The sequence below is a fragment of the Streptomyces sp. NPDC086554 genome, assembly GCF_040686095.1.
Lineage (GTDB): Bacteria > Actinomycetota > Actinomycetes > Streptomycetales > Streptomycetaceae > Streptomyces.
The window spans coordinates 21,269-42,151 of sequence record NZ_JBFBJK010000041.1 but is presented as its reverse complement, the minus strand read 5'-3'; the positions used below and the strand labels follow the sequence as shown (position 1 = coordinate 42,151).

The 20,883-nt window shown below is 68.8% G+C and carries 21 protein-coding genes; 13 read left to right on the top strand and 8 right to left on the bottom strand.

All coding sequences use genetic code 11. The features are described 5' to 3' along the window. Nucleotides 1-76 precede the first annotated feature (76 nt). Nucleotides 77-1,006, top strand: coding sequence for a mycothiol synthase (gene mshD / locus AB0O76_RS41110; protein ID WP_365502352.1), 930 nt, complete (start codon nucleotides 77-79; stop codon nucleotides 1,004-1,006). 79 nt (nucleotides 1,007-1,085) lie between these two features. On the opposite strand, the gene AB0O76_RS41105 is transcribed toward mshD, so the two are convergent. Next, nucleotides 1,086-1,643, bottom strand: a complete 558-nt coding sequence (locus AB0O76_RS41105; protein ID WP_365502350.1) for a hypothetical protein — start codon at nucleotides 1,641-1,643, stop codon at nucleotides 1,086-1,088. Nucleotides 1,644-1,779: 136 nt separating this feature from the next. Between AB0O76_RS41105 and AB0O76_RS41100 the strand changes: the two genes are divergently transcribed. From AB0O76_RS41100 to pstB, 10 genes are all read left to right on the top strand, one after another. Continuing rightward, on the top strand, nucleotides 1,780-2,223 hold the full coding sequence (locus tag AB0O76_RS41100; protein WP_365502348.1) for a GntR family transcriptional regulator: 444 nt from the start codon (nucleotides 1,780-1,782) through the stop codon (nucleotides 2,221-2,223). Beyond that, nucleotides 2,220-3,128, top strand: coding sequence for an ABC transporter ATP-binding protein (locus tag AB0O76_RS41095; protein ID WP_365502346.1), 909 nt, complete (start codon nucleotides 2,220-2,222; stop codon nucleotides 3,126-3,128). Before AB0O76_RS41100 ends, AB0O76_RS41095 begins: the two co-directional genes overlap by 4 nt. Then, nucleotides 3,125-4,096: an ABC transporter permease gene (locus tag AB0O76_RS41090; RefSeq protein ID WP_365502344.1), complete on the top strand. Its 972-nt coding sequence runs from the start codon at nucleotides 3,125-3,127 to the stop codon at nucleotides 4,094-4,096. The genes AB0O76_RS41095 and AB0O76_RS41090 overlap by 4 nt, the downstream gene beginning before the upstream one ends. 224 nt (nucleotides 4,097-4,320) lie before the next feature. Further along, nucleotides 4,321-6,567 carry an RNA degradosome polyphosphate kinase gene (locus AB0O76_RS41085; protein WP_365502342.1) on the top strand — a complete coding sequence of 749 codons (2,247 nt, stop codon included), beginning with the start codon at nucleotides 4,321-4,323 and terminating at the stop codon, nucleotides 6,565-6,567. After that, nucleotides 6,548-7,660 carry a CHAD domain-containing protein gene (locus tag AB0O76_RS41080; RefSeq protein WP_365502340.1) on the top strand — a complete coding sequence of 371 codons (1,113 nt, stop codon included), beginning with the start codon at nucleotides 6,548-6,550 and terminating at the stop codon, nucleotides 7,658-7,660. Before AB0O76_RS41085 ends, AB0O76_RS41080 begins: the two co-directional genes overlap by 20 nt. After that, nucleotides 7,630-8,079 (top strand): NUDIX hydrolase, encoded by a 450-nt coding sequence (locus AB0O76_RS41075; protein ID WP_365502338.1) that lies wholly within the window; start codon nucleotides 7,630-7,632, stop codon nucleotides 8,077-8,079. Before AB0O76_RS41080 ends, AB0O76_RS41075 begins: the two co-directional genes overlap by 31 nt. Before the next feature lie 211 nt (nucleotides 8,080-8,290). Beyond that, entirely contained in the window at nucleotides 8,291-9,421 is a 1,131-nt protein-coding gene (gene pstS, locus AB0O76_RS41070) for a phosphate ABC transporter substrate-binding protein PstS (protein WP_365502336.1), read from the top strand. Between the two features lie 118 nt (nucleotides 9,422-9,539). Next, the gene (pstC, locus tag AB0O76_RS41065; RefSeq protein ID WP_365502334.1) at nucleotides 9,540-10,562 is read left to right on the top strand and encodes a phosphate ABC transporter permease subunit PstC; all 1,023 of its coding nucleotides are present in this window, start codon (nucleotides 9,540-9,542) and stop codon (nucleotides 10,560-10,562) included. Beyond that, nucleotides 10,559-11,611 carry a phosphate ABC transporter permease PstA gene (gene pstA, locus AB0O76_RS41060; protein WP_365502332.1) on the top strand — a complete coding sequence of 351 codons (1,053 nt, stop codon included), beginning with the start codon at nucleotides 10,559-10,561 and terminating at the stop codon, nucleotides 11,609-11,611. Before pstC ends, pstA begins: the two co-directional genes overlap by 4 nt. Before the next feature lie 77 nt (nucleotides 11,612-11,688). Further along, complete coding sequence (gene pstB, locus AB0O76_RS41055; RefSeq protein WP_360776345.1) at nucleotides 11,689-12,465, top strand: phosphate ABC transporter ATP-binding protein PstB; 777 nt, start codon at nucleotides 11,689-11,691, stop codon at nucleotides 12,463-12,465. Nucleotides 12,466-12,583: 118 nt separating this feature from the next. On the opposite strand, the gene AB0O76_RS41050 is transcribed toward pstB, so the two are convergent. Beyond that, entirely contained in the window at nucleotides 12,584-13,582 is a 999-nt protein-coding gene (locus tag AB0O76_RS41050; protein ID WP_365502330.1) for an inorganic phosphate transporter, read from the bottom strand. 7 nt (nucleotides 13,583-13,589) lie between these two features. After that, nucleotides 13,590-14,210, bottom strand: coding sequence for a DUF47 family protein (locus AB0O76_RS41045; RefSeq protein WP_135330927.1), 621 nt, complete (start codon nucleotides 14,208-14,210; stop codon nucleotides 13,590-13,592). 227 nt (nucleotides 14,211-14,437) lie between these two features. Here AB0O76_RS41045 and AB0O76_RS41040 point away from each other — a divergent pair, with 227 nt between their 5' ends. Next, a complete protein-coding gene (locus AB0O76_RS41040) occupies nucleotides 14,438-14,764 on the top strand; it encodes a metal-sensitive transcriptional regulator (RefSeq protein WP_360776674.1) in 327 nt (108 codons plus the stop codon). A gap of 66 nt (nucleotides 14,765-14,830) precedes the next feature. Here the strand turns inward: AB0O76_RS41040 and AB0O76_RS41035 are convergent, their stop codons facing one another. Further along, a complete protein-coding gene (locus tag AB0O76_RS41035) occupies nucleotides 14,831-15,016 on the bottom strand; it encodes a hypothetical protein (protein ID WP_365502328.1) in 186 nt (61 codons plus the stop codon). 115 nt (nucleotides 15,017-15,131) lie between these two features. Next, entirely contained in the window at nucleotides 15,132-15,953 is an 822-nt protein-coding gene (locus tag AB0O76_RS41030; RefSeq protein WP_365502326.1) for a hypothetical protein, read from the bottom strand. Between the two features lie 364 nt (nucleotides 15,954-16,317). On the opposite strand from AB0O76_RS41030, the gene AB0O76_RS41025 reads away from it, so the two are divergent. Then, nucleotides 16,318-17,889 carry an FAD-binding oxidoreductase gene (locus AB0O76_RS41025; protein WP_365502324.1) on the top strand — a complete coding sequence of 524 codons (1,572 nt, stop codon included), beginning with the start codon at nucleotides 16,318-16,320 and terminating at the stop codon, nucleotides 17,887-17,889. 307 nt (nucleotides 17,890-18,196) lie between these two features. Here AB0O76_RS41025 and AB0O76_RS41020 read toward each other — a convergent pair whose 3' ends face one another. The 3 genes from AB0O76_RS41020 to AB0O76_RS41010 form a co-directional block, all read right to left on the bottom strand. Beyond that, on the bottom strand, nucleotides 18,197-18,901 hold the full coding sequence (locus tag AB0O76_RS41020) for a phosphatase PAP2 family protein (RefSeq protein ID WP_365502322.1): 705 nt from the start codon (nucleotides 18,899-18,901) through the stop codon (nucleotides 18,197-18,199). Between the two features lie 301 nt (nucleotides 18,902-19,202). Next, a complete protein-coding gene (locus AB0O76_RS41015) occupies nucleotides 19,203-20,213 on the bottom strand; it encodes a bifunctional lytic transglycosylase/C40 family peptidase (RefSeq protein WP_365502382.1) in 1,011 nt (336 codons plus the stop codon). A 79-nt stretch (nucleotides 20,214-20,292) separates the two neighbouring features. Beyond that, nucleotides 20,293-20,877, bottom strand: coding sequence for a Uma2 family endonuclease (locus tag AB0O76_RS41010; RefSeq protein ID WP_365502380.1), 585 nt, complete (start codon nucleotides 20,875-20,877; stop codon nucleotides 20,293-20,295). Nucleotides 20,878-20,883 lie beyond the last annotated feature (6 nt).

Sequence of the window (20,883 nt, the reverse complement as noted above, 5' to 3'; positions counted from 1 at the left end):
GCCCGCGGGGTCGGTGCGGCATCATGTGCGTCCGGTGAACTGCTCCGGGACCGGCCGCCGCCGTACCCTCGACACCATGACTGACGAGCAGCAGCCTCCCGCCCTCATGCGGCAGATCGAGACCGTCGACGCCCTCACCCCCGCCCAGGCCGAAGCCGTGCTCGGGCTCATCGCGGACGCCGCCCGCGCGGACGGCCAGCAGGCCGTGTCCGAGCAGGGGCGGCTGCAGCTGCGGGGAGGTGCACGGGCGGGGGTGCGGCATCTGTTGCTGAGCGTCGACGGCGAGTTCATCGGGTACGCGCAGCTGGAGGACACCGACCCCATCGAGGCGCCCGCCGCCGAGCTGGTCGTGCATCCCGCGCACCGCGGCCGGGGGCACGGCCGCGCGCTCGGCACGGCGCTGCTCGGCGAGTCCGGCCGCCGGCTGCGGATCTGGGCGCACGGCGGGCACTCCGCCGCGCGGCACCTGGCACAGGTGCTCGGCCTGACCCTCTTCCGTGAACTGCGGCAGATGCGGCGGACCTTGGGGGATCTCGACCTGCCCGAGCCGGTACTTCCGGAAGGGGTCTGTGTACGTACCTTCGTCCCCGGCCAGGACGACGCGGCCTGGCTCGCGGTGAACGCCGACGCCTTCGCCCACCACCCCGAGCAGGGCTCGCTCACCCAGCGCGACCTGGACGACCGCAAGGCCGAGCCGTGGTTCGACCCGGCGGGGTTCTTCCTCGCCGAGCGCGAGAGCGACGGCGAGCTCGTCGGCTTCCACTGGACGAAGGTGCACGCGGACGAGCAGCTGGGTGAGGTGTACGTCCTCGGGGTGCGCTCGAGCGCGCAGGGCGGCGGTCTCGGCAAGGCGCTGACGACGATCGGCCTGAACCACCTCGCGGCGGCCGGGCTGCCGACGGCGATGCTGTACGTGGACGCGGACAACAAGGCCGCGGTGAGCGTCTACGAACGGCTCGGGTTCGTCACGCACGAGACGGATCTGATGTACCGGACGGAGTCCTGAGGGACGTAGGTAGGCACGCGCGAAGGGCGCGGTGTTCTCACGGGGAACACCGCGCCCTTCGCGCATCCTGGACATCTCGCTACTTCGGCGTGATCGGCTCCATGCACATCGAGTACTGCACGCGGCCGCGCCGGGTCTGCTGGTACTCGGACTCGCCCGGAGCACACTCGGACTCGTTCATGCTCGTGACCTTGTATTCGGCCTCGGCGCTCGAGCAGTCGACGGTCTCCATGTCGGGGCTGCCGTTCGACCCCTTGTTCTGCATGCAGTCGCCGACCTCGGTGGCGTCGTCCGCGACCGCGGGCTCGCTGGCGGAGCTGCCCGGCTTATTGCTCGCGGGGCTCGTGGTGTTGCCCCGGCTCGTGTACCACCAGACACCCGCGATGACGCCCGCGATGAGCAGCGTCACCACCTTCATCAGGGGTGACTGCCGACTGAAGGAGCCGCCGCCACCACCGCCACCGCGCGGACGCTGCGGCTGGGGCTGCTGGGGCTGGAACTGCTGCTGCCCGTAGGGCTGTTGGGGCTGCTGACCGTACGGGGGCTGCTGCCCCTGGTAGGGCGGCTGGCCCTGGTACTGCTGCTGCCCGTAAGGCTGTTGCTGGTAGCCACCTTGCGGCGGCGGAGGCATCGACAAGGTAAGTCCCCCGACTTCCCATACATGTTCACGTCATTCGGAGCGGCAGACGTTACAAGATCGTGCGCCCCTTGACGGAACGCACCCCCTTGCACCACCCTTTCACTACTCAACTAGTGAAAGGGTGGTGCAAGGCATGGTCGAGTTCCGTATCGACCGGCGCAGCGGCGTCGCCACCTATCTCCAGATCGTCCAGCAGACTCAACAGGCCCTGCGCCTGGGCCTGTTGGAGCCGGGGGACAAGCTGCCCACGGCCCGTGAGGTCGTCGAGGCCACGGCCATCAACCCGAACACGGTCCTGAAGGCCTACCGCGAACTGGAACGCGAGGGCCTGGTCGAGGCCCGCCGTGGGCTTGGCACCTTCGTACGGAAGTCGCTCGGCTCCGCGCCCGCCGACTCCCCGCTGCGCGGCGAGCTCGACGCATGGGCCGCCCGCGCCCGCGCCGCCGGCATGGAGAGGGACGACGTCGCCGCGCTATTTACCGCCGTACTCGAAGAGCACTTCACGCAGCCAGAGCAGCCCGGGCAGTCAGAGCAGCCAGAGCAGTCCGAGCACGCATCCGAGGGGGACTCCGCATGACCGACACCGCCGCCATCGAGGCGGCCTCGCTGGCCAAGAGTTACGGGAGGCGGGGCAAGACCGCCCTCGGCGACTGCTCCTTCCGGCTGCCCGCCGGGCGCGTCTGCGCGGTCGTCGGGCCCAACGGCGCCGGCAAGTCGACGCTGCTCGCCCTCGCCGCCGGACTGCTCCGCCCGACCACCGGCACCCTCACCGTCCTCGGCACCGACCCGGCCGCCGCCCGCGAGCGCGTCGCGTACGTCGCCCAGGACAAGCCGCTCTATCCGCAGCTCAGCATCGCCGACACCCTGCGGCTCGGGGCCGAGCTGAACCCCGGCCACTGGGACGCAGCGATCGCCGAACGCGTCGTATCAGAAGGGGAGTTGGACCCGAAGACCCGCATCCGCGCCCTCTCCGGCGGCCAGCGCACCCGGGTCGCACTGGCCCTCGCGCTCGGCAAGCGGGCCGAACTCCTGCTCCTGGACGAGCCGATGGCCGACCTCGACCCGCTCGCCCGCCACCAGCTGATGGGGACGCTGATGGTGGAGGCCGCCGAGCACGGCACCACCGTCGTGATGTCCTCGCACATCGTCGGCGAACTCGCCGACGCCTGCGACCACTTGCTCCTCATATCCGGCGGACAGGTGCGGCTCGGCGGCGGCATCGACGACCTCGTCACCGCACACGCCCTGGTCACCGGGCGCCGCCCCGTCGAGGAGCTCGCCCCGCACACCGTCGTCGAATCCCGCGCCACGGGGCGCGGCCTGACCGCGCTGATCCGGCCCGAAGGACCGGTCGGCGACGGCTGGGACGCCGAAGAGCCGTCCCTGGAGGAACTGTTGCTGGCCCATCTCCGCTCCCCCGATGCCGAGCCGCTGCTGCTGCCGGGCACCACGACCCCCGCCGAGCGCGAGGTGGCGGCATGAGCTCTCCCCTCCTCCGCGGCCCTCGCTGGGCCGATCTCCGGCTGCACCGCACCGCCCTGTGGACGGCGGGCGGCCTCGTCGTCCTCGCGGCCGCGCTGACCGGCTACTTCCGGTGGGCCGCCGCGACCTACCCGGAGGCGCCCCACGACTGCGGGCGCGGCGCCTGCGAGGCCACCTTCCTGGGCGCCGCCAGCGCCCAGGACCTCCTGAACGCGTACATGAGCAACGCCTCCACGGCCCTCCTGCTGCTTCCCCTGCTGATCGGCGCCTTCGTCGCGGGCCCGATGACCGGCCGCGAGCTGGAGGCCGGACTGCACCGGCTCGCCTGGACCCAGTCGGTCACCCCGGCGCGCTGGCTCGCCTCGAAACTGAGAGTGGCCGCGACGCTGGGCATCGCCGGGACGCTCGCCCTCATGGGGGTCTACCAGCTCGGCGCCTCCGGCATCCCGGGCCGCTGGAACCTCTCCTGGGCCGACCGGGGCGTGTACGAGGCGACGGGACCCGCGCTCGTCGCGTACTGCCTGCTCGCCGTGGCCGTCGGCGCGCTGGCCGGACTGCTGGTGCGCCGCACGCTGCTCGCCATGTCCCTCACGGGCCTCGTCACCGGGGGCGTCCTGCTGGCCTTCGGCAGCGTGCGCTGGGACCTGTTCCCGGTGAGCACGGTTTCGGGGCGCGCCTCGGGCACGACCCTGCACTACACGATGTATGACCTCCCGCGGAACTCCCTGATCATGGACACGGGCGTCCGCAACGCGGCCGGTGAACGCTTCGTCGCCGGCCAGTGCTCCCCCGGCCATATGGCCGACTTCCCCTGCCCGTCCGACACCCGCATCACCGGCTGGTACGCGGAATTCCATCCCCATTCCCACTTCTGGTACGTCCAGTTGATCGAAACCGGGATCGTGCTCGCCCTCGCCGCCGCGGCCGCCTACGCCGCGTTCCGCGTGCTCAGGCGCCGTACGCCCTGAAGTACGGGCCGGGAAAGGACAGACCCCCGGATGTGTAGATGTCCGGGGGTCTCCGGCACATGTCCCGCACGTCATGTCGCCGTAACCAGTGATTCAGACTGGCTTGCGACCCTCACTCAATGCAGCCCGCCGTGCCCGACCCTCCCCCCATGAACGGGAAGCTCCGCCTCACCCCGGCACTCTCCGACGCGCCCATCGGGGTCCCCGCGCGGAACAATGGGGCCATGAGCCAGCCCAGCACGCAAGGTCAGGTCCAGCACGCCCAGCCCTCTGTGGGCTCGATCGCCGCGCACCGCCCGCACACACTCTCGGCAGCCGTCTCGGACCTCGCCCCGGAGATGGACTCGGACCTCGACGCGTACGACGAGGACGGCCAGGTGGGGCACGACGGCCAGGAGCTTCCGCAGGGCCGCTTCCTGGACCGGGAGCGCAGCTGGCTCGCCTTCAACGAACGCGTTCTGGAGCTCGCCGAGGACCCGAACACCCCGCTGCTCGAACGGGCCAATTTTCTTGCGATCTTCGCCTCGAACCTGGACGAGTTCTTCATGGTCCGGGTGGCGGGCCTCAAGCGCCGCATCGCGACCGGCGTCGCCACCCGTTCGGCCTCAGGCCTGCAGCCCCGCGAGGTCCTTGAGCTGATCTGGAACCGCTCCCGCGAGCTCATGGCCCGGCACGCCGCCTGCTACCAGGAGGACGTGGCCCCCGGCCTTGCCGACGAGGGCATCCACCTGGTCCGCTGGAACGAGCTGACCGAGAAGGAGCAGTCCCGCCTCTTCACGCTCTTCCGGCAGCAGATCTTCCCCGTCCTGACCCCGCTGGCCGTGGACCCCGCGCACCCCTTCCCGTACATCTCGGGGCTCTCCCTGAACCTCGCGGTGGTCGTGCGCAACCCGGTCTCCGGGCACACGCACTTCGCACGCGTGAAGGTGCCGCCGCTGCTCTCCCGCTTCCTTGAGGCCTCCCCGCAGCGGTACGTCCCCATCGAGGACGTCATCGCCGCTCCCGCGCACCTCGCGGAGCTGTTCCCGGGCATGGAGATCCAGGAGCACCACATGTTCCGGCTCACCCGGAACGAGGACCTGGAGGTCGAGGAGGACGACGCCGAGAACCTCCTCCAGGCCCTGGAGAAGGAGCTCATGCGGCGCCGCTTCGGGCCGCCGGTGCGCCTGGAGGTCGAGGAGTCCATCGACCGGAACGTCCTGGACCTCCTCGTGCGCGAGCTGAAGATCAGCGAGGCCGAGGTCTACCCGCTGCCGGGCCCGCTCGACCTGACCGGCCTCTTCGGCATCGCGGCCCTCGACCGGCCCGAGCTGAAGTACCCGAAGTTCATCGCGGGCACGCACCGCGACCTCGCCGAGGTCGAGTCGGCGTCCGCACCCGACATCTTCGCGGCCCTTCGCGAACGCGACGTACTCCTGCACCACCCGTACGACTCGTTCTCCACGTCCGTACAGGCCTTCCTTGAGCAGGCGGCCGCCGACCCGGACGTCCTCGCGATCAAGCAGACGCTGTACCGGACCTCCGGCGACTCCCCCATAGTCGACGCGCTGATCGACGCCGCCGAGTCGGGCAAGCAGGTGCTCGTCCTGGTCGAGATCAAGGCGCGCTTCGACGAGCAGGCGAACATCAAGTGGGCGCGGAAGCTGGAAGAGGCGGGCTGCCACGTCGTCTACGGCCTTGTCGGACTGAAGACGCACTGCAAGCTGTCGCTCGTCGTCCGCCAGGAGGGCGAGTCGCTGGTCCGCTACTCGCATGTCGGTACGGGCAACTACCACCCCAAGACGGCCCGCCTGTACGAGGACCTGGGGCTGCTCACCGCCAAGCAGGAGGTGGGCGCCGACCTGTCGGACCTCTTCAACCGGCTCTCCGGCTACTCGCGCCGTGAGACCTACCGCAGGCTGCTCGTCGCCCCCAAGTCCCTGCGGGACGGCCTGATCTCCCGCATCACCAAGGAGATACAGCACCATCGCGCGGGCCGCCCCGCCTACGTACGCGTCAAGGTCAACTCGATGGTCGACGAGGCGGTGGTGGACTCCCTCTACCGCGCGTCGCAGGCGGGTGTGCCGGTGGACGTGTGGGTGCGCGGGATCTGCGCGGTGCGGCCGGGGGTCACGGGGCTCTCGGAGACGATCCGGGTGCGTTCCGTGCTCGGCCGCTTCCTGGAGCATTCCCGCGTCTTCGCCTTCGGCAACGGCGGGGAGCCCGAGGTGTGGATCGGCAGCGCCGACATGATGCACCGCAACCTCGACCGCCGTATCGAAGCACTGGTCAGGGTCACCGACCCGGCACACCGGGCGGCACTCAACCGGCTCCTGGAGACCGGCATGTCGGACACCACCGCCTCCTGGCACCTGGGCGCGGACGGCAACTGGACCCGGCACGCGCTGGATCCGGAGGGCCAGCCCCTGCGGAACGTACAGGAGATGCTCATAGACGCCCGGAGGCGCCGGCGTGGCACAGCAACACCTTGACGAGTCGACGGCGGGCGAGGTCCTGGCGGCCCATCTCCGGGCCCAGGCCACGGAGTTCCTGCGTTCGCTGCGGCTGCACCGCGAGTCGACGACGGACGCGCAGGGCGCCGAGGAGTCCCTGGAGGCCGCACGGGCGCTGCGCCGCGCGGCCCGCCGCATCGGCGGCACGCTGCACACGTTCCGCCCGCTCCTCGACCAGGAGTGGGCGACGGAGCTCCGCCCCGAACTGGCGTGGCTGTCCGGCACTTTGGCACGGGAACATGCGTACGCGACGCGGTTGGAGCGTCTACTGGACGCGCTGCATCGCTTGTCGGGGGCGCCGGGGGTGCCGGCTCCCGCGGAAGCCGATGTCCCCGCTGTGGGCGCTGCATCTGTCGCCGTTCCTGCTGTGGGCAGGCGTTCCGCAAGGCGGAACGGGTGGGCACAGCCCACAACGCCGGGTGCCGATGAACAGGGCGGCGGTGCCCCGAGGGGCCTGACGGTGGGCGCAGCCAAGGCCGCAGCGCTGCTGGAACGGCAACTCACGCTCGCGCGGACGCGGGCCCACTCCACCGCCCTCCAGGCCTTCGGCTCCTCCCGCTTCCACGCCGTGGCGGACAACGTGGCGGTACTGGCGAGCGAGGTCCCCCTCAGCGCCAGCAGGGAAGCCCTTGAACCCCTGGCGGCCAAAGCGGAGTCGAACCTCGCGGAAGCCGTCGCCGCGCTCCCCCTCGGCCAGGCGGGCCACCCGTACAACGCCGAAGCCCTGGTCCACGGCCTCGCGGCAGAGGCCGCGAACGAGGCCCAGGACGCCCCCTGGCTCAAAGCCCGCGCCCTCCTGCGCCTGCACAGGTACGCCCAGGAGGTCCTCCTGGGCGCCGACGGCACGTCCCCCGCGGACCTCCGCCTCACGGACGCGGGCCACGCCCTCGACCGCCACAGGGAAGCCGCCGACGCCGCATCGGCAGCCGCGTCGGCAGCCCGGACCCCCCGCATCGCCCCGGCCACCGCGTACGCCCTCGGCGTCCTGCACGCCGACCAGCGCCACGAGGTCGAGGCGGCCAGGTTCGACTTCCATCAGGCATGGCTGCGGGAGGCGGTGCACACACCGTGACGGGCGCCGAGGGAGGAGTCGTCCTGGCCGCCGGCTGCGTGCTGTGGCGCCACTCCCCGCACGATGGTGAGCTGGAGATCTGCCTGGTCCACAGGCCGAAATACGACGACTGGTCCCACCCCAAGGGCAAGCTGAAGCGCGCCGAGGACCCCTTGGCCGCCGCCCTGCGCGAGGTCGAGGAGGAGACCGGCCACCGTTGCATACCCGGCGCGCGCCTGCCCACGGTCCGCTATCTCGCCCAGGGCCGCCCCAAAGAGGTCAGCTACTGGGCGGCCGAGGCGGCCGAAGGCCACTTCACCCCGAGCCGTGAAGTCGACCGCGTCATCTGGCTCCCCCCGGCGGCCGCCCGCAATCGCCTCACGCAACCCCGCGACCAGCGCCTTGTCGACGCCCTGCTCAGCGTCCTCAACCCTGCGTGACCCATCGGATACGTTCCGTAACACAAGCCCTAACCAGGCCGACCGCCGAGGTTCACCCGCCGTTCACTCGTGCCCATCGGCCGCTTCACCTGCCCTGCCTAATTTCGGCCTTACAACACGACGTAAGACCGCAAGACCGCAAGAAGCAAAGACGAACGACCTACGCACGCCGCCACCCCAAGGACGGCGGCTCCCGGAAGGAACTCCGAAAGTGAAGCTTCAGCGCAAGAACCGGCTCCGCGCCCTCTCGCTCGGCGCCATCGCCGTCTCCGGCGCCCTGGCCCTCACGGCGTGCGGCTCGGACGACACCAGCGGCGGCAGCGGTGGCAGCGGCAAGGAGACCAACGCCAACGCCAACATCAAGTGCGATGACGCCAAGGGCCAGCTCGCGGCCTCCGGTTCGTCCGCGCAGAAGAACGCGATCGACGCCTGGCGGAAGGTCTACTCGACCACCTGCAAGGACGTTCAGCTGAACTACAACCCGACGGGTTCCGGCGCCGGCATCACCGCGTTCATGCAGGGCCAGACCGCCTTCGCGGGCTCCGACTCGGCGCTGAAGCCCGAGGAGATCACGGCGTCGAAGAAGGTCTGCAAGAACAGCCAGGCCATCGACCTGCCGATGGTCGGCGGCCCGATCGCCGTCGGTTACAACGTGCCCGGTGTCGACAACCTCGTCCTGGACGCCGAGACCCTCGCCAAGATCTTCGACAACAAGATCAAGACCTGGGACGACAAGGCCATCGCGAAGCTGAACCCCGACGCGAAGCTGCCGAAGACCAAGATCCAGGCCTTCCACCGCTCGGACGAGTCCGGCACCACGGACAACTTCACCAAGTACCTGAAGGGCGCCGCTCCCGACGCCTGGAAGTACGAGCCGGGCAAGTCCTGGGAGGCCAAGGGCGGCCAGTCCGCGAACGGCTCCTCCGGTGTCGCGGGCCAGGTCAAGCAGACCGCCGGTGCCATCTCCTACTTCGAGCTCTCCTACGCCTCGGACGGCATCAAGACGGTCGACCTGAAGACCGAGGCCAAGGAGCCGGTGAAGGCCACCGTCGACAACGCCTCCAAGGCCATCTCCGAGGCCAAGGTCGTCGGCAAGGGCAACGACCTCGCCCTTGAGCTGAACTACAAGCCCACCGCCGAGGGTGCTTACCCGATCACCCTGGTGACGTACGAGGTCCTCTGCGAGAAGGGCAACAAGGCCGAGACCCTGGCCGCGACCAAGTCCTTCCTGACCTACATCGCCAGCGAGGACGGCCAGAACGTCCTCAAGGAGAACGACTACGCGCCGATCCCGGCCGAGATCATCTCCAAGGTCCGCACGACCGTCGCTGGCCTGAGCTAGCTGAACCGAGTGCGGCCGGCCCCGTAAGTCAAGGGCCGGCCGCACCGTCCGGTGCACCGCCGCCAGGAGCGACTCCCGCTGACGAAGCGTTGGTCGGCTCCGCAGACCGGAGAATCCCATGGATATACCAAGTAGTACGACGACACCTCCACCCCTCGACCACGTGAAGCCTTCGGCCGTCACGCCCAAGCGTGCCGCCCGTGGCGCCACCCGCCCCGGTGACCGGATCTTCCTCGGTCTCTCGCGCGGCTCCGGCATCACGCTGCTCGTGATCATGGCCGCCATCGCGGCCTTCCTGACCTACCGTGCGGCCCTCGCCCTTGCCGACAACACGGGCAACTTCCTCACCACCTTCGAATGGGACCCGGCCGGTACCACCACCGGCGGCAAGCCGTTCTTCGGCATCGCGGTCCTGGTCTTCGGCACCGTGGTGAGCTCGGTGATCGCCCTGGTGATCGCCGTCCCCGTGGCCATCGGCATCGCGCTGTTCATCTCGCACTACGCGCCGCGCAAGCTGGCAACCCCCATCGCCTTCGTGATCGACCTGCTCGCCGCAGTGCCCTCGATCGTCTACGGCCTCTGGGGCGCCCTCGTGGTCGCACCCAATCTGACCGGCCTCTACAGCTGGCTCGACGACTACTTCGGCTGGACCGGGATCTTCGAGTACCAGGGCGGCGCCCCGCGCTCCCTGATGACGGTGGGCATCCTGCTCGCCATCATGATCCTGCCGATCATCACGAACGTCAGCCGCGAGGTCTTCCTGCAGGTCCCGAAGATGCACGAGGAGGCCGCGCTCGCGCTCGGCGCCACGCGCTGGGAGACCATCCGCATGTCGGTGCTCCCCTTCGCACGCTCGGGCGTGATCTCCGCCTCGATGCTGGGCCTCGGCCGTGCGCTCGGCGAGACCATCGCCGTCGCCACCGTGCTCTCCCCGACCTTCCTCATCAGCGCGTCCGTGCTCGACCCCGGCGGCGGCACCTTCGCGCAGAACATCGCCAGCAAGTTCAACGAAGCCAGCGAGTACGGCCGTGACGCGCTCATCGCATCCGGCCTGGTCCTCTTCGTCATCACCCTGCTGGTCAACGGCGCGGCCCGCCTGATCATCGCGCGCCGCAAGGAGTACTCGGGGGCCAACGCATGAGCGCCACCATCGTCAAGCCCACGAGCAGCCTGCAGGGCGCCCGTCTCCCGCGCTGGACGCCGCTGGTCGTCGCGCTCGGCTCCGCCGCCGCCGGTATCGGCATCGGTGTGGGGGCGAGCCTCGACAGCCGTATCCAGTGGGGCCTGATCGCGGCCATCCTCTTCATCGTCGTCTCGTACGTCATCGCGGTCGCCGTCGAGGGCGGACGCCAGGCCAAGGACCGCCTCGCCACCTCGATGGTGTGGGTCACCTTCCTGCTGGCCGTCGTCCCGCTCGCCTCGCTGATCTACGAGACCGTCGAGCGCGGCACGAAGGTCTTCAACGGCTACTTCCTGACCCACTCCATGGGCGTCGTCGCGGACGACGAGCCCGGCGGCGGCATCTACCACGCGATCATCGGCACCCTGGAGCAGGTGCTCCTCGCCTCCCTGATCGCCGTGCCGATCGGCCTGCTCACCGCGATCTACCTCGTCGAGTACGGACGCGGGAAGCTCTCCAAGGTCGTCACGTTCTTCGTGGACGTCATGACCGGCATCCCGTCGATCGTCGCGGGCCTGTTCGTCCTGAGCTTCTGGATCCTGATCCTGGGCTTCGACTTCTCCGGCTGGGCCGGCGCCATGGCGCTCGCCATCCTGATGATGCCGGTGATCGTGCGCTCCACCGAGGAGATGCTCAAGCTCGTCCCGAACGAGCTGCGGGAGGCGTCACTCGCCCTCGGCATCCCGAAGTGGCGGACCATCCTCAAGGTGGTCCTGCCCACCGCGATCGGCGGCATCACGACGGGCGTCATGCTCGCCGTCGCCCGTATCGCGGGCGAGACCGCACCGGTCCTGCTCCTGGTCTGGGTCAACCCCATGATCAACACGAACCCGTTCGAAGGCTCGCAGGCCTCGCTGCCGCTGTACGTCTACCAGCAGTACGCGGCGGGCAATCAGGCCGGTTACGACCGCGCCTGGGCCGCGGCACTCGCCCTCATCGGCTTCATCATGATCCTCAACCTGGCGGCCCGCGGCGTAGCCCGCTGGAAGGCCCCCAAGACGGGCCGCTAAGGCATCGATCAGTCGGCTCCGCCGACGGGCGGCCACTCAGCGACCCTCTCGTAACCCCCCTGAAAGCAGTGATCCCCATGGCCAAGCGAATCGACGTATCGGGCCTGACCGCTTACTACAGCGCCCACAAGGCCATCGAGGACATCTCGATGACCGTGGAGCCCCGCTCCGTGACCGCCTTCATCGGCCCGTCCGGCTGCGGCAAGTCCACCTTCCTGCGCACCCTGAACCGCATGCACGAGGTCACCCCGGGCGGCCGCGTCGAGGGCAAGGTGCTCCTCGACGACGAGGACCTGTACGGCTCCGGCGTCGACCCGGTCGCGGTGCGCCGCACGGTCGGCATGGTGTTCCAGCGCCCGAACCCGTTCCCGACGATGTCGATCTTCGACAACGTGGCGGCGGGCCTGCGGCTCAACGGCTCGTACAAGAAGAGCGAACTGAGCGCCATCGTCGAGAAGTCCCTCAAGGGCGCCAACCTCTGGAACGAGGTCAAGGACCGCCTGAACAAGCCGGGCTCCGGCCTCTCCGGCGGTCAGCAGCAGCGTCTGTGCATCGCCCGCGCGATCGCGGTCGAGCCGCAGGTCCTGCTCATGGACGAGCCCTGCTCGGCCCTCGACCCGATCTCGACCCTCGCCATCGAGGACCTGATCGGCGAGCTGAAGGAGCGCTTCACGATCGTCATCGTGACGCACAACATGCAGCAGGCGGCGCGCGTCTCGGACCGTACGGCCTTCTTCAACCTCTCGGCGGTCGGCCAGCCCGGCAAGCTCATCGAGATCGACGAGACGGAGCGGATCTTCTCCAACCCGTCCGTGCAGGCGACCGAGGACTACATATCGGGCCGCTTCGGATAAAGCCTGATCGACCCCTCCGACTCCTTGCGGTGCTGCATGGCGGTGCCACCGCAGGGGAAACAAGAAAGGCCCGCCCCTGGCTCCCGGGGGCGGGCCTTTCCGTTGCTTTCCCGCATTCCTACAGGAACGCGAGGTTGACGATCCAGAAGCTGAGCGCAGCAACAAGCGCGGCCGCAGGCATCGTGATGAACCAGCCCAGAATGATGTTCTTGGCGACACCCCACCGCACCGCGTTTACGCGCTTCGTGGCACCCACACCCATGATCGCGGAGGTGATGACATGCGTCGTGGAAATCGGCGCGTGGAACATGAAAGCGGTGGTGAACATGATGCCCGCGCCCGTGGTCTCCGCGGCGAATCCCTGCGGCGGGTCGAGCTCGATGATCTTGCGGCCGAGCGTACGCATGATGCGCCAGCCACCTGCATAGGTACCGGCGGAGAGCATCAGCGCACAGGCGATCTTGACCCAGATCGGAATGGGCGCGTCGGCGCTCTGCACATCGGAGATGACCAGGGCCATCACCACGATGCCCATCGTCTTCTGCGCGTCCTGCAAACCGTGACCGAGGGCCATTCCGGCCGCCGAAACGGTCTGCGCGATACGGAATCCGCGCTTTGCCTTGTGCGGGTTCGACTTGCGGAACATCCACATGATCGCGCACATCACCAGATAGCCGGCGACGAGGCCGACGAGGGGCGAGATGAACATCGGGATGACGACCTTGTCGAGTACGCCCGACCAGATCACCCCGATCCCACCGGCGAGCGCGGCTCCGACCATTCCACCGAACAGCGCGTGGGAGGACGAGGAAGGCAACCCGAAGTACCAGGTGATCAGGTTCCAGACGATCGCGCCCACCAGAGCGGCGAAGAGAATCCACATTCCCTTGTCGCCGTGCGGCGTCTCGATCAGGCCCTTGCTGACCGTCTTGGCGACCCCGCTGCCCATGAAGGCACCGGCGAGGTTCATCACCGCGGCCATCGCGAGCGCGGCGCGCGGCGTCAGCGCACGCGTGGAGACGGATGTGGCAATGGCGTTCGCCGAATCGTGAAAGCCATTTGTGTACGTGAATCCGAGCGCGACGCCAATGGTCACGATCAAAGCGAAGGTGTCCATGGAGGGGTCAGGACTCCTTGACCGCGATGGTCTCCACCGTGTTCGCCACGTGCTCGAAGGCGTCGGCGGCCTCTTCCAGCACATCCACGATCTGCTTGAGCTTCAGCACCTCGATGGCGTCGTACTTGCCGTTGAAGAGCTGGGCGAGGAGCTTCCGGTGAATCTGGTCGGCCTGATTCTCCAGACGGTTCACCTCGATCCAGAACTCGGTGAGGTTGTCCATCGTCCGCAGATTCGGCATGGCCTCGGCCGTGAGCTCGGCGGCTCGCGACAGGACCTCGATCTGCTGCTCGACTCCCTTGGGGAGTTCCTCGACCTGATAAAGGACGACCAGGTCGACGGCCTCCTCCATGAAGTCCATGATGTCGTCGAGGGACGAGGCCAGGTTGTAGATGTCCTCGCGGTCGAACGGCGTGATGAAGGAGGAGTTCAGCTGGTGGAAGATCGCGTGTGTCGCGTCGTCTCCAGCGTGTTCCGCTGCCCGCATACGCTCTGCGATCTCGGCTCGGGCGGAGGCATCGGCCCCGAGCAGTTCCATCAGGAGCTTCGAGCCCGTGACAATGTTGTCCGCGGATGCGGCGAACATGTCGTAGAAGCTCGTCTCCCTGGGGGTCAGACGAAAGCGCACGTGGGGTCCTCGGGGTGCTTTGGATTCGGTCAGGCTGATGCTAGGCGCATCATCCGGCCACGGCTAACCGGCCGGGACCCAGTGTCGCCCATCAGGCACAGTGATCAGCACACCCCCCGAGGAATCGAGTATCCTATACCCACCCGGGGTATAGGAAAGCCAGTGACTGTCCAGGGACTGTCCAGCAGGAGGACGCGATGACGACCACCGAGGCGGCCGACGCGGCCATGACCACCGAAGCGCCCTCCGAGCACGGCGGCCACGACCAGGGTGTGCACGGCTACCACAAGCAGAAGGACGAGCACCTCAAGCGCCTGCGGCGCATCGAGGGCCAGATCCGCGGTCTGCAGCGGATGGTCGAGGAAGACACCTACTGCATCGACATACTCACCCAGGTCTCGGCGAGCACGAAGGCCCTGCAGTCCTTCGCCCTGCAGCTCCTGGAGGAGCATCTGCGGCACTGCGTGGCCGACGCTGCGGTCAAGGGCGGTGCCGAGATCGACGCGAAGGTCGAGGAAGCCACGAAGGCGATCGCCCGCATGATGCGTACGTAACGCTCATATCCTGCAGACGTGGCGGGGCCCGCCGCGTCCAGCCCCGGGGGAACTAGCCCCGGTCCTCTAGTCCCGGTCCTCGCCCAGCTGCTGCGCCCGCGTGGAGACCTTCAGGACCTCGTCGATCCGGTCGGGGCTCAGCCGCTCCTCGCCGGTGGCACTCGCCGCGATGATGAGTTCCCCGCACAGCTCGATCTCGGCGAGGGCGACGTGGTCCTGAACTGTCGTACCGCGCACCAGAGCCACGTTCATCACCTCTTCCTGACCTTGCTTCCTGCGCCCGTACCGACTTCCTAGAGTAGGGAGCGGCCTACGCACCGCGCATGGCACGGACGGACCATTTCCGCACCGCCGGACGCGACTAGACCTACTGCTCGGCGATCTTCCCCGCGAAGATGTCCTCGCTCGCCGGAAGGCGCACATCGACCTTCACCCCGAAGTCGTAGAGCAGCGTCGTCGACGCCACCTCCGCGTTCGAGACGCTGAACTCCTGGCGCAGCTTCCGCAGCCGGCCCTGCTCGTCGAGGTACGCGTCGAACGGCACCCCGCCCTTGCTGAACCCTTTCGCCGCCGCCCCCAGGGCCCCCCGCTGCCCCTGCGATGCGGACCTCGCGGCGCGCGGCAGGTCGGCGCTCCCGCGGAAGTGCCGCACCTTCACCCCGGCCACCCGGGTCTCCCCCACGTACGTCGCCTTGCTCACACCCCGCAGCAGCTCCGCCGCGGCGAGCGGATCGGTCGCGCCCCCGGCGACGAGGTTGCCGTCCGACAGCGACGCCGTGTCGATCCGCACCCACTTGTCGGAGGGCACCCCGGCCCCCCGGTTCTTCATGTAGAGCGCGCCACCGGCCATCAGCTCCGTGATGGGCCGGTGCTCCTCCGTCCCGGCGGGATCCTTCGGCAGCACCACCACGAACCGCCCCAACTGCCGCTTGAAGTCGTACGAGCCGTGCCCACGGATGGTCACGCGGGTCCCGCCGCTCGCCATCTCCATGGACGTACGGGCCTTGGAGCTCCCGGCCCGCACCAGGGAGTCAGCGGAGCCGCGCACCGCGTCGACGGAGTCCTCGGCGCCCGGGGGGCTGTCGTCGGCGGCGGCCCCGCTCCCCGAACAGCCCGTTGCGACAGCCATGAGACCCACCGCGGCGGCCGTGACCACCGCCCCGACTGTGCGCCTGTGCAGCTGACCCATCGCCTGCCTACCCCCAAGCCTTCCCGTGCGGAGCCGAGTCCCCCTGTCGTCCCGTGTAACGACCGGTACGTTGCCCCGTCACGCGTAAGAGCACCGGCCCGGCATCGGTACCGTGGAGCAGTGGCCGAGGAACAAGGACAGGAACCGCACCGCACGACAACGGTCGAACAGGGCCGCTTCTGCGCGGCCAGGTGCAGCTGTGGCTGGCGCGGGCCCGCCCGCAGAGCGCGCAGCAAGGCGCGGACGGACGCGGCGTCCCACGTGTCGGAGGCGTAAGCCCTCCCTCTCCTTCCGTCTCCCCTCTCCCGGAACCCCGAGGTCCCGTACGCCGTCTCGTACTCCGGGAAGCAACGGGAGGGGCGTCATGGAACGACGTACGTTCATCAGCACATCCGCGGCGGCCGCCGCTGTCACCGCTCTGACGGCCGCGGGCTGCTCCAGTTCCGGCAGCGGCGGGGGTGCCGCCTCCCGCAGCGCCGCGGGCTCAAGCACTCCCATCCGTACGTCGAGCGCCGCCGCGTCCGCCGCGGCGAACCTCAAGGCCCTCGCCAAGGACCTGGACGGCACGCTGGTCAGGCCCGGCGAGGCCAAGTGGGCGGCGGCCAGGCAGCTTTACAACACCCGCTACGACACTCTGAAGCCGACGGCGGTCGCGTACGTCGCGGGTCCCGACGACATACGCACGACTCTGACGTACGCCCGCGCCCACGACATCCCGGTCTCCATACGCAACGGCGGCCATTCCTACGGGGGTTGGTCGTCAGGCACGGGCCGCCTGATCCTCGACGTATCAAAACTGAACAGAACACGTGCGAGCGGGACGACGGCGACGGTCGGCGCGGGCGCGAAGCTGATCGACGTCTACCGCGCACTGGCCGCGAAGGGCGTGACGATTCCGGCGGGCTCCTGCCCGACGGTGGGCGTCTCGGGCCTGACGCTCGGCGGCGGCCATGGAGTGGTCTCCCGGGCGTACGGCCTGACCTGCGACAGCCTGACGTCGGCGACGCTGATCACGGCGGACGGAAAGCTGGTGACGGCGAGCGCGCGCGAGAACAAGGAACTGTTCTGGGGGCTGCGGGGCGCGGGCAACGGGAACTTCGGGGTGGTGACGGAGCTGACGTTCCGCACGCACAAGGCCCCGCAGGGGGTTTCCGCGTACATGACCTGGCCGTGGTCGAAGGCGGCGGCGGTCATCAAGGCGTGGCAGGAGTGGGGCCCCGACCAGCCGGACGAGATATGGTCCTCCGCCCACGTGGCGAATACGCCGGGCGGCACCCCAACAGTCTCCGTCGCGTGCTTCTCTCTCGGTACGTACGGCGACCTGCAGAACGCGGTGGACCGCCTGGCCGACAAGGTCGGCGCCCCGGCGCGCAGCGTCTCGCTGAAGCGCCGCTCCTACGAGGAGTCGATGGAGGTGTACGCGGGCTGCTCCTCCTTCTCATCGGATGCCCAGTGCCACCTGCCGGGGACGACGCCGGGCCGTAGCCCCCAGGGAGCCCTCAACCGCGAGACGTACGCGGCAAGCTCCGACTTCTTCGACCGCTCGCTTTCTGCGGCGGGTGTGCGGGCTCTGCTGACGCAGGTGGAGAACGTGACGGGGGCGAGCGCGGGCAGCATCGCGCTGACGGCGTTGGGCGGCGCGATCAACCGGGTGGACCCCGGGGCCACAGCCTTCGTCCACCGCCGCTCTCGGGTGCTGGCTCAGTACATCGCTTCATGGCGGCCGGGCACGTCCGGCAAGCCGGCCCAGGCCTGGCTGAAAACCGCCCATGGAGCAATGTCGCGCTACGCCTCCGGCGCGGCGTACCAGAACTACGCGGACCCCACCCTGACGAACTGGCGCAAGGCGTACTACGGGGACGCGGCGCCTCGCCTGAAGAAGCTGAAGCAGCAGTACGACCCCAAGCGCTTCTTCGACTTCCCTCAGGCGATCTAGCGCACGGAGGGCGCCCCGCCAGTCGTCGTACCCCGAACAGCCGGTCCCGCGACTCGAACGGCCCCCGCGACACGCCCTCGGGTGGACTAGTTCGCGGGGGCCCGTTGCCCTGGGGGTATGCGTACTCGACCAATAGGTGCCGCCACGGCGGCAGCCGCAGCCCTGCTGGCCCTCTCCGCGCCGCCCGCCGCCCACGCGGCCACCCACGACCACCCCGCCGCAGGCCCCCTCGCCGCAGCCTCCGCGGGCATCGTCGCCGCCGCGGGCGGAGTCGGATGGTGGCTGCTTCGGCGCGGCCGACGGGAGGCTACGCCGCCAGGTCCCGGTCTTCCGGGGTCGACGTCGGCGCCGAAGACGACGGCCGAGCCACCTCCGCCACCCCCGCCGGCCTCGCCCACACCAGCCGCCCCACCCGCCCGGACCGACCGACAGCCATAGCCAACGGCGTGAGCACAGCCATCGCAAGCGGCGAAAGCAGCAGCGCCACCGCCGTGCCGAGCGCGAACCCGCCCACGACGTCCGTCGGATAGTGGACGCCCATGAAGACCCGGCAGAAGCCTTCGAGCAGTGCGATCGCAATGCCCGCCAGACCGAACTTCCGGTTGGCGACGAATAGCGCGGCCCCCAGAGCCATCGCCAGCGTCGCGTGATCGCTCACGAAGGAGAAGTCGGTCTTTCCGTCGACAAGGACCTCAAGGCCGTCATGGTCCATGAAAGGCCGACGGCGTTCCACAAATCCGCGGATCGGCACATTTACAAGGACCGCGATCCCGGCGGCGAGCGGCACCCAGACAACGGCGGCCACGGAAGCGGCCGCCTCCTCTAGCGCACCCCGCTTCCGCTGCCCCCACCAGCACCAGACGACAAGAAGAACAAGGGCGAGCAACAGCCCGTACTCACCGACGAATTCCATCGATTTCGCCAGCCAGCCCGGCGAATCCTTGGCCAGGCCGTTGATGTCGTAGAGCAGGCTGACGTCGGGGTTCGACCCTGTTGTGTCGAGTCCAGCCATGGTGCTGCGGCCCCTTGTCTTCTCGGTCTACTCGCCATGGGCGCACGATTTGTACGCCCTTCCATCAACCCCCGTGATCAGTGCCGCTTGCCCCGTGGTCAGTGCTGCCTGCTGGGTGGTCTCGCGTTCCAGTCAAGGGAACGTGCGACCCCATCCACTACGTTCCACCCTCCACCGAATGATCACTCAGACGTTACCGAAGAGAGACTCATCGCCGCAGCTCAGAGAAGTGCGCTGACGGAGAGTTCAAGCCACATCACATCACGCGTATGCCCTGCGTGCGCCCCCCGTACAGCTTCCCTCAGGCCGCCGTTGCCTTGTCGGGCAGGGCCTTCGCCCCGTCCTCGGTGACGCGAGTCGCGCCAAAATAATCCGGCGTATCGATCGGGTCGAAGCGGATGACGGCACCGGGCCGCGGGGCGTCGATCATGTAGCCGCCGCCGACGTAGATTCCCACGTGCCGGATGGCACGGGAATTGGTGAGGTCGTCGGAGAAGAACACGAGGTCACCCGGGAGCAGTTCGTCCCGTTTCGGGTGCGGTCCTGCGTTGTACTGATCATTCGCCACACGGGGCAGTGTGATGTCCACGCTGCGATAGGCGGCGAGCGTAAGCCCGGAACAGTCGAATCGGCCGTTCTGATCGGCCGTCCCATTACCGCCCCACAGATACTCGGTGCCGAGCTTCTTCTGTGCGTAGTAGATGGCCCCGGCGGCCTGCTGCGAGGGCTGCACGCGGCTGGTGGGCCGGGCGAAGCTCTTCTGCAGAGTCGTGATGGTCTTCACGTAATTCTGGGTCTCGCGGTAAGGGGGTACGCCGCCGTACTTGATGACGGCGTAGGCGCCCGCGTTGTACGCGGCGAGCATGTTCTTGGTCGGGCTCCCGGGGGCGTCCTTCACATATCCGGCGAGTTTGCAGTCGTACGAGGCGGCGGACGGAATGGCGTCCTGCGGATCCCACACATCCCTATCGCCGTCCCCATCCCCATCGACCCCGTGCGTGGCCCAGGTCCCCGGAATGAATTGCGCTATCCCCTGAGCCTTGGCCGGACTCTTCGCGTTGGGATTGAACCCACTCTCCTGATAAAGCTGCGCGGCGAGGAGAGCCGGATTGATGGCCTTGCACAGATTGCCCCACTTCTGCACGAGAGGCTGATAGCTGGCGGGCACGGCACCTTTCGCGAGCCCTACGTTCCCCTGCCCGGCGCCGTTGGCGATGCTGCCGGCGGCCATGTACGTCCCCACGACGAGCAGGGCGATGAAACTCATCGCCCCACCGATGCCGACGGCTGCGACCAGCCACGCCTTACGCACCGTCAACCACCCCTCACCACGCGGGAGTCCACCGCAGATCAGTGTAGAGGCGGCACCTGTGCTGCAGGGTGATCTTGGCCTACCGTCGCGGCTTGTCCCCGTACACCGGGAACTGTCCCGTCTCGACGTCGAGCCCAAGGGGCTCGGGGAGGCCGACGGTCTCGCCGTACTTGCCCGGCATCACGTCTTGGTAGCCGCCGTTGGCAGGGCGGGTGTACAGCACCCAAGTGCCCTTCCTCGGATCAATGGCCAAAAGGGCCACCACACCAGCGAGGGCATACCAATCGGCCTTCTCGCTGATCCCCCTTGCCTTCTCAGACGGTGAGATCACCTCGACAGCAAGCGCGACGTCCACCGGGTCTGCCAACCAGTCGTCGTCCTCGGCCCACGCGTCGGGCAGGACGATCAGATCCGGCGTCGCATAGTCATCACGGTCGTCCGGCATCATCACTGACGAGTTCTCGTATGCCCGCGGCCCGTCCGGCAGCGCCCGATCCATCTGTCGACGCAGAGAGAAGACCACTCCCGCATGCTTCCCAGTGGGGGGCGGGGACATCACGAGGCTTCCTCCCAGCACCTGCACCCGCAGACCTGTCAGTTCTTCGATCTTCTCTGCGACCTCGCGCAGGTTCCCCGGCCTCGGGCGAGGGTGGAGCGGATACAAGCGGGG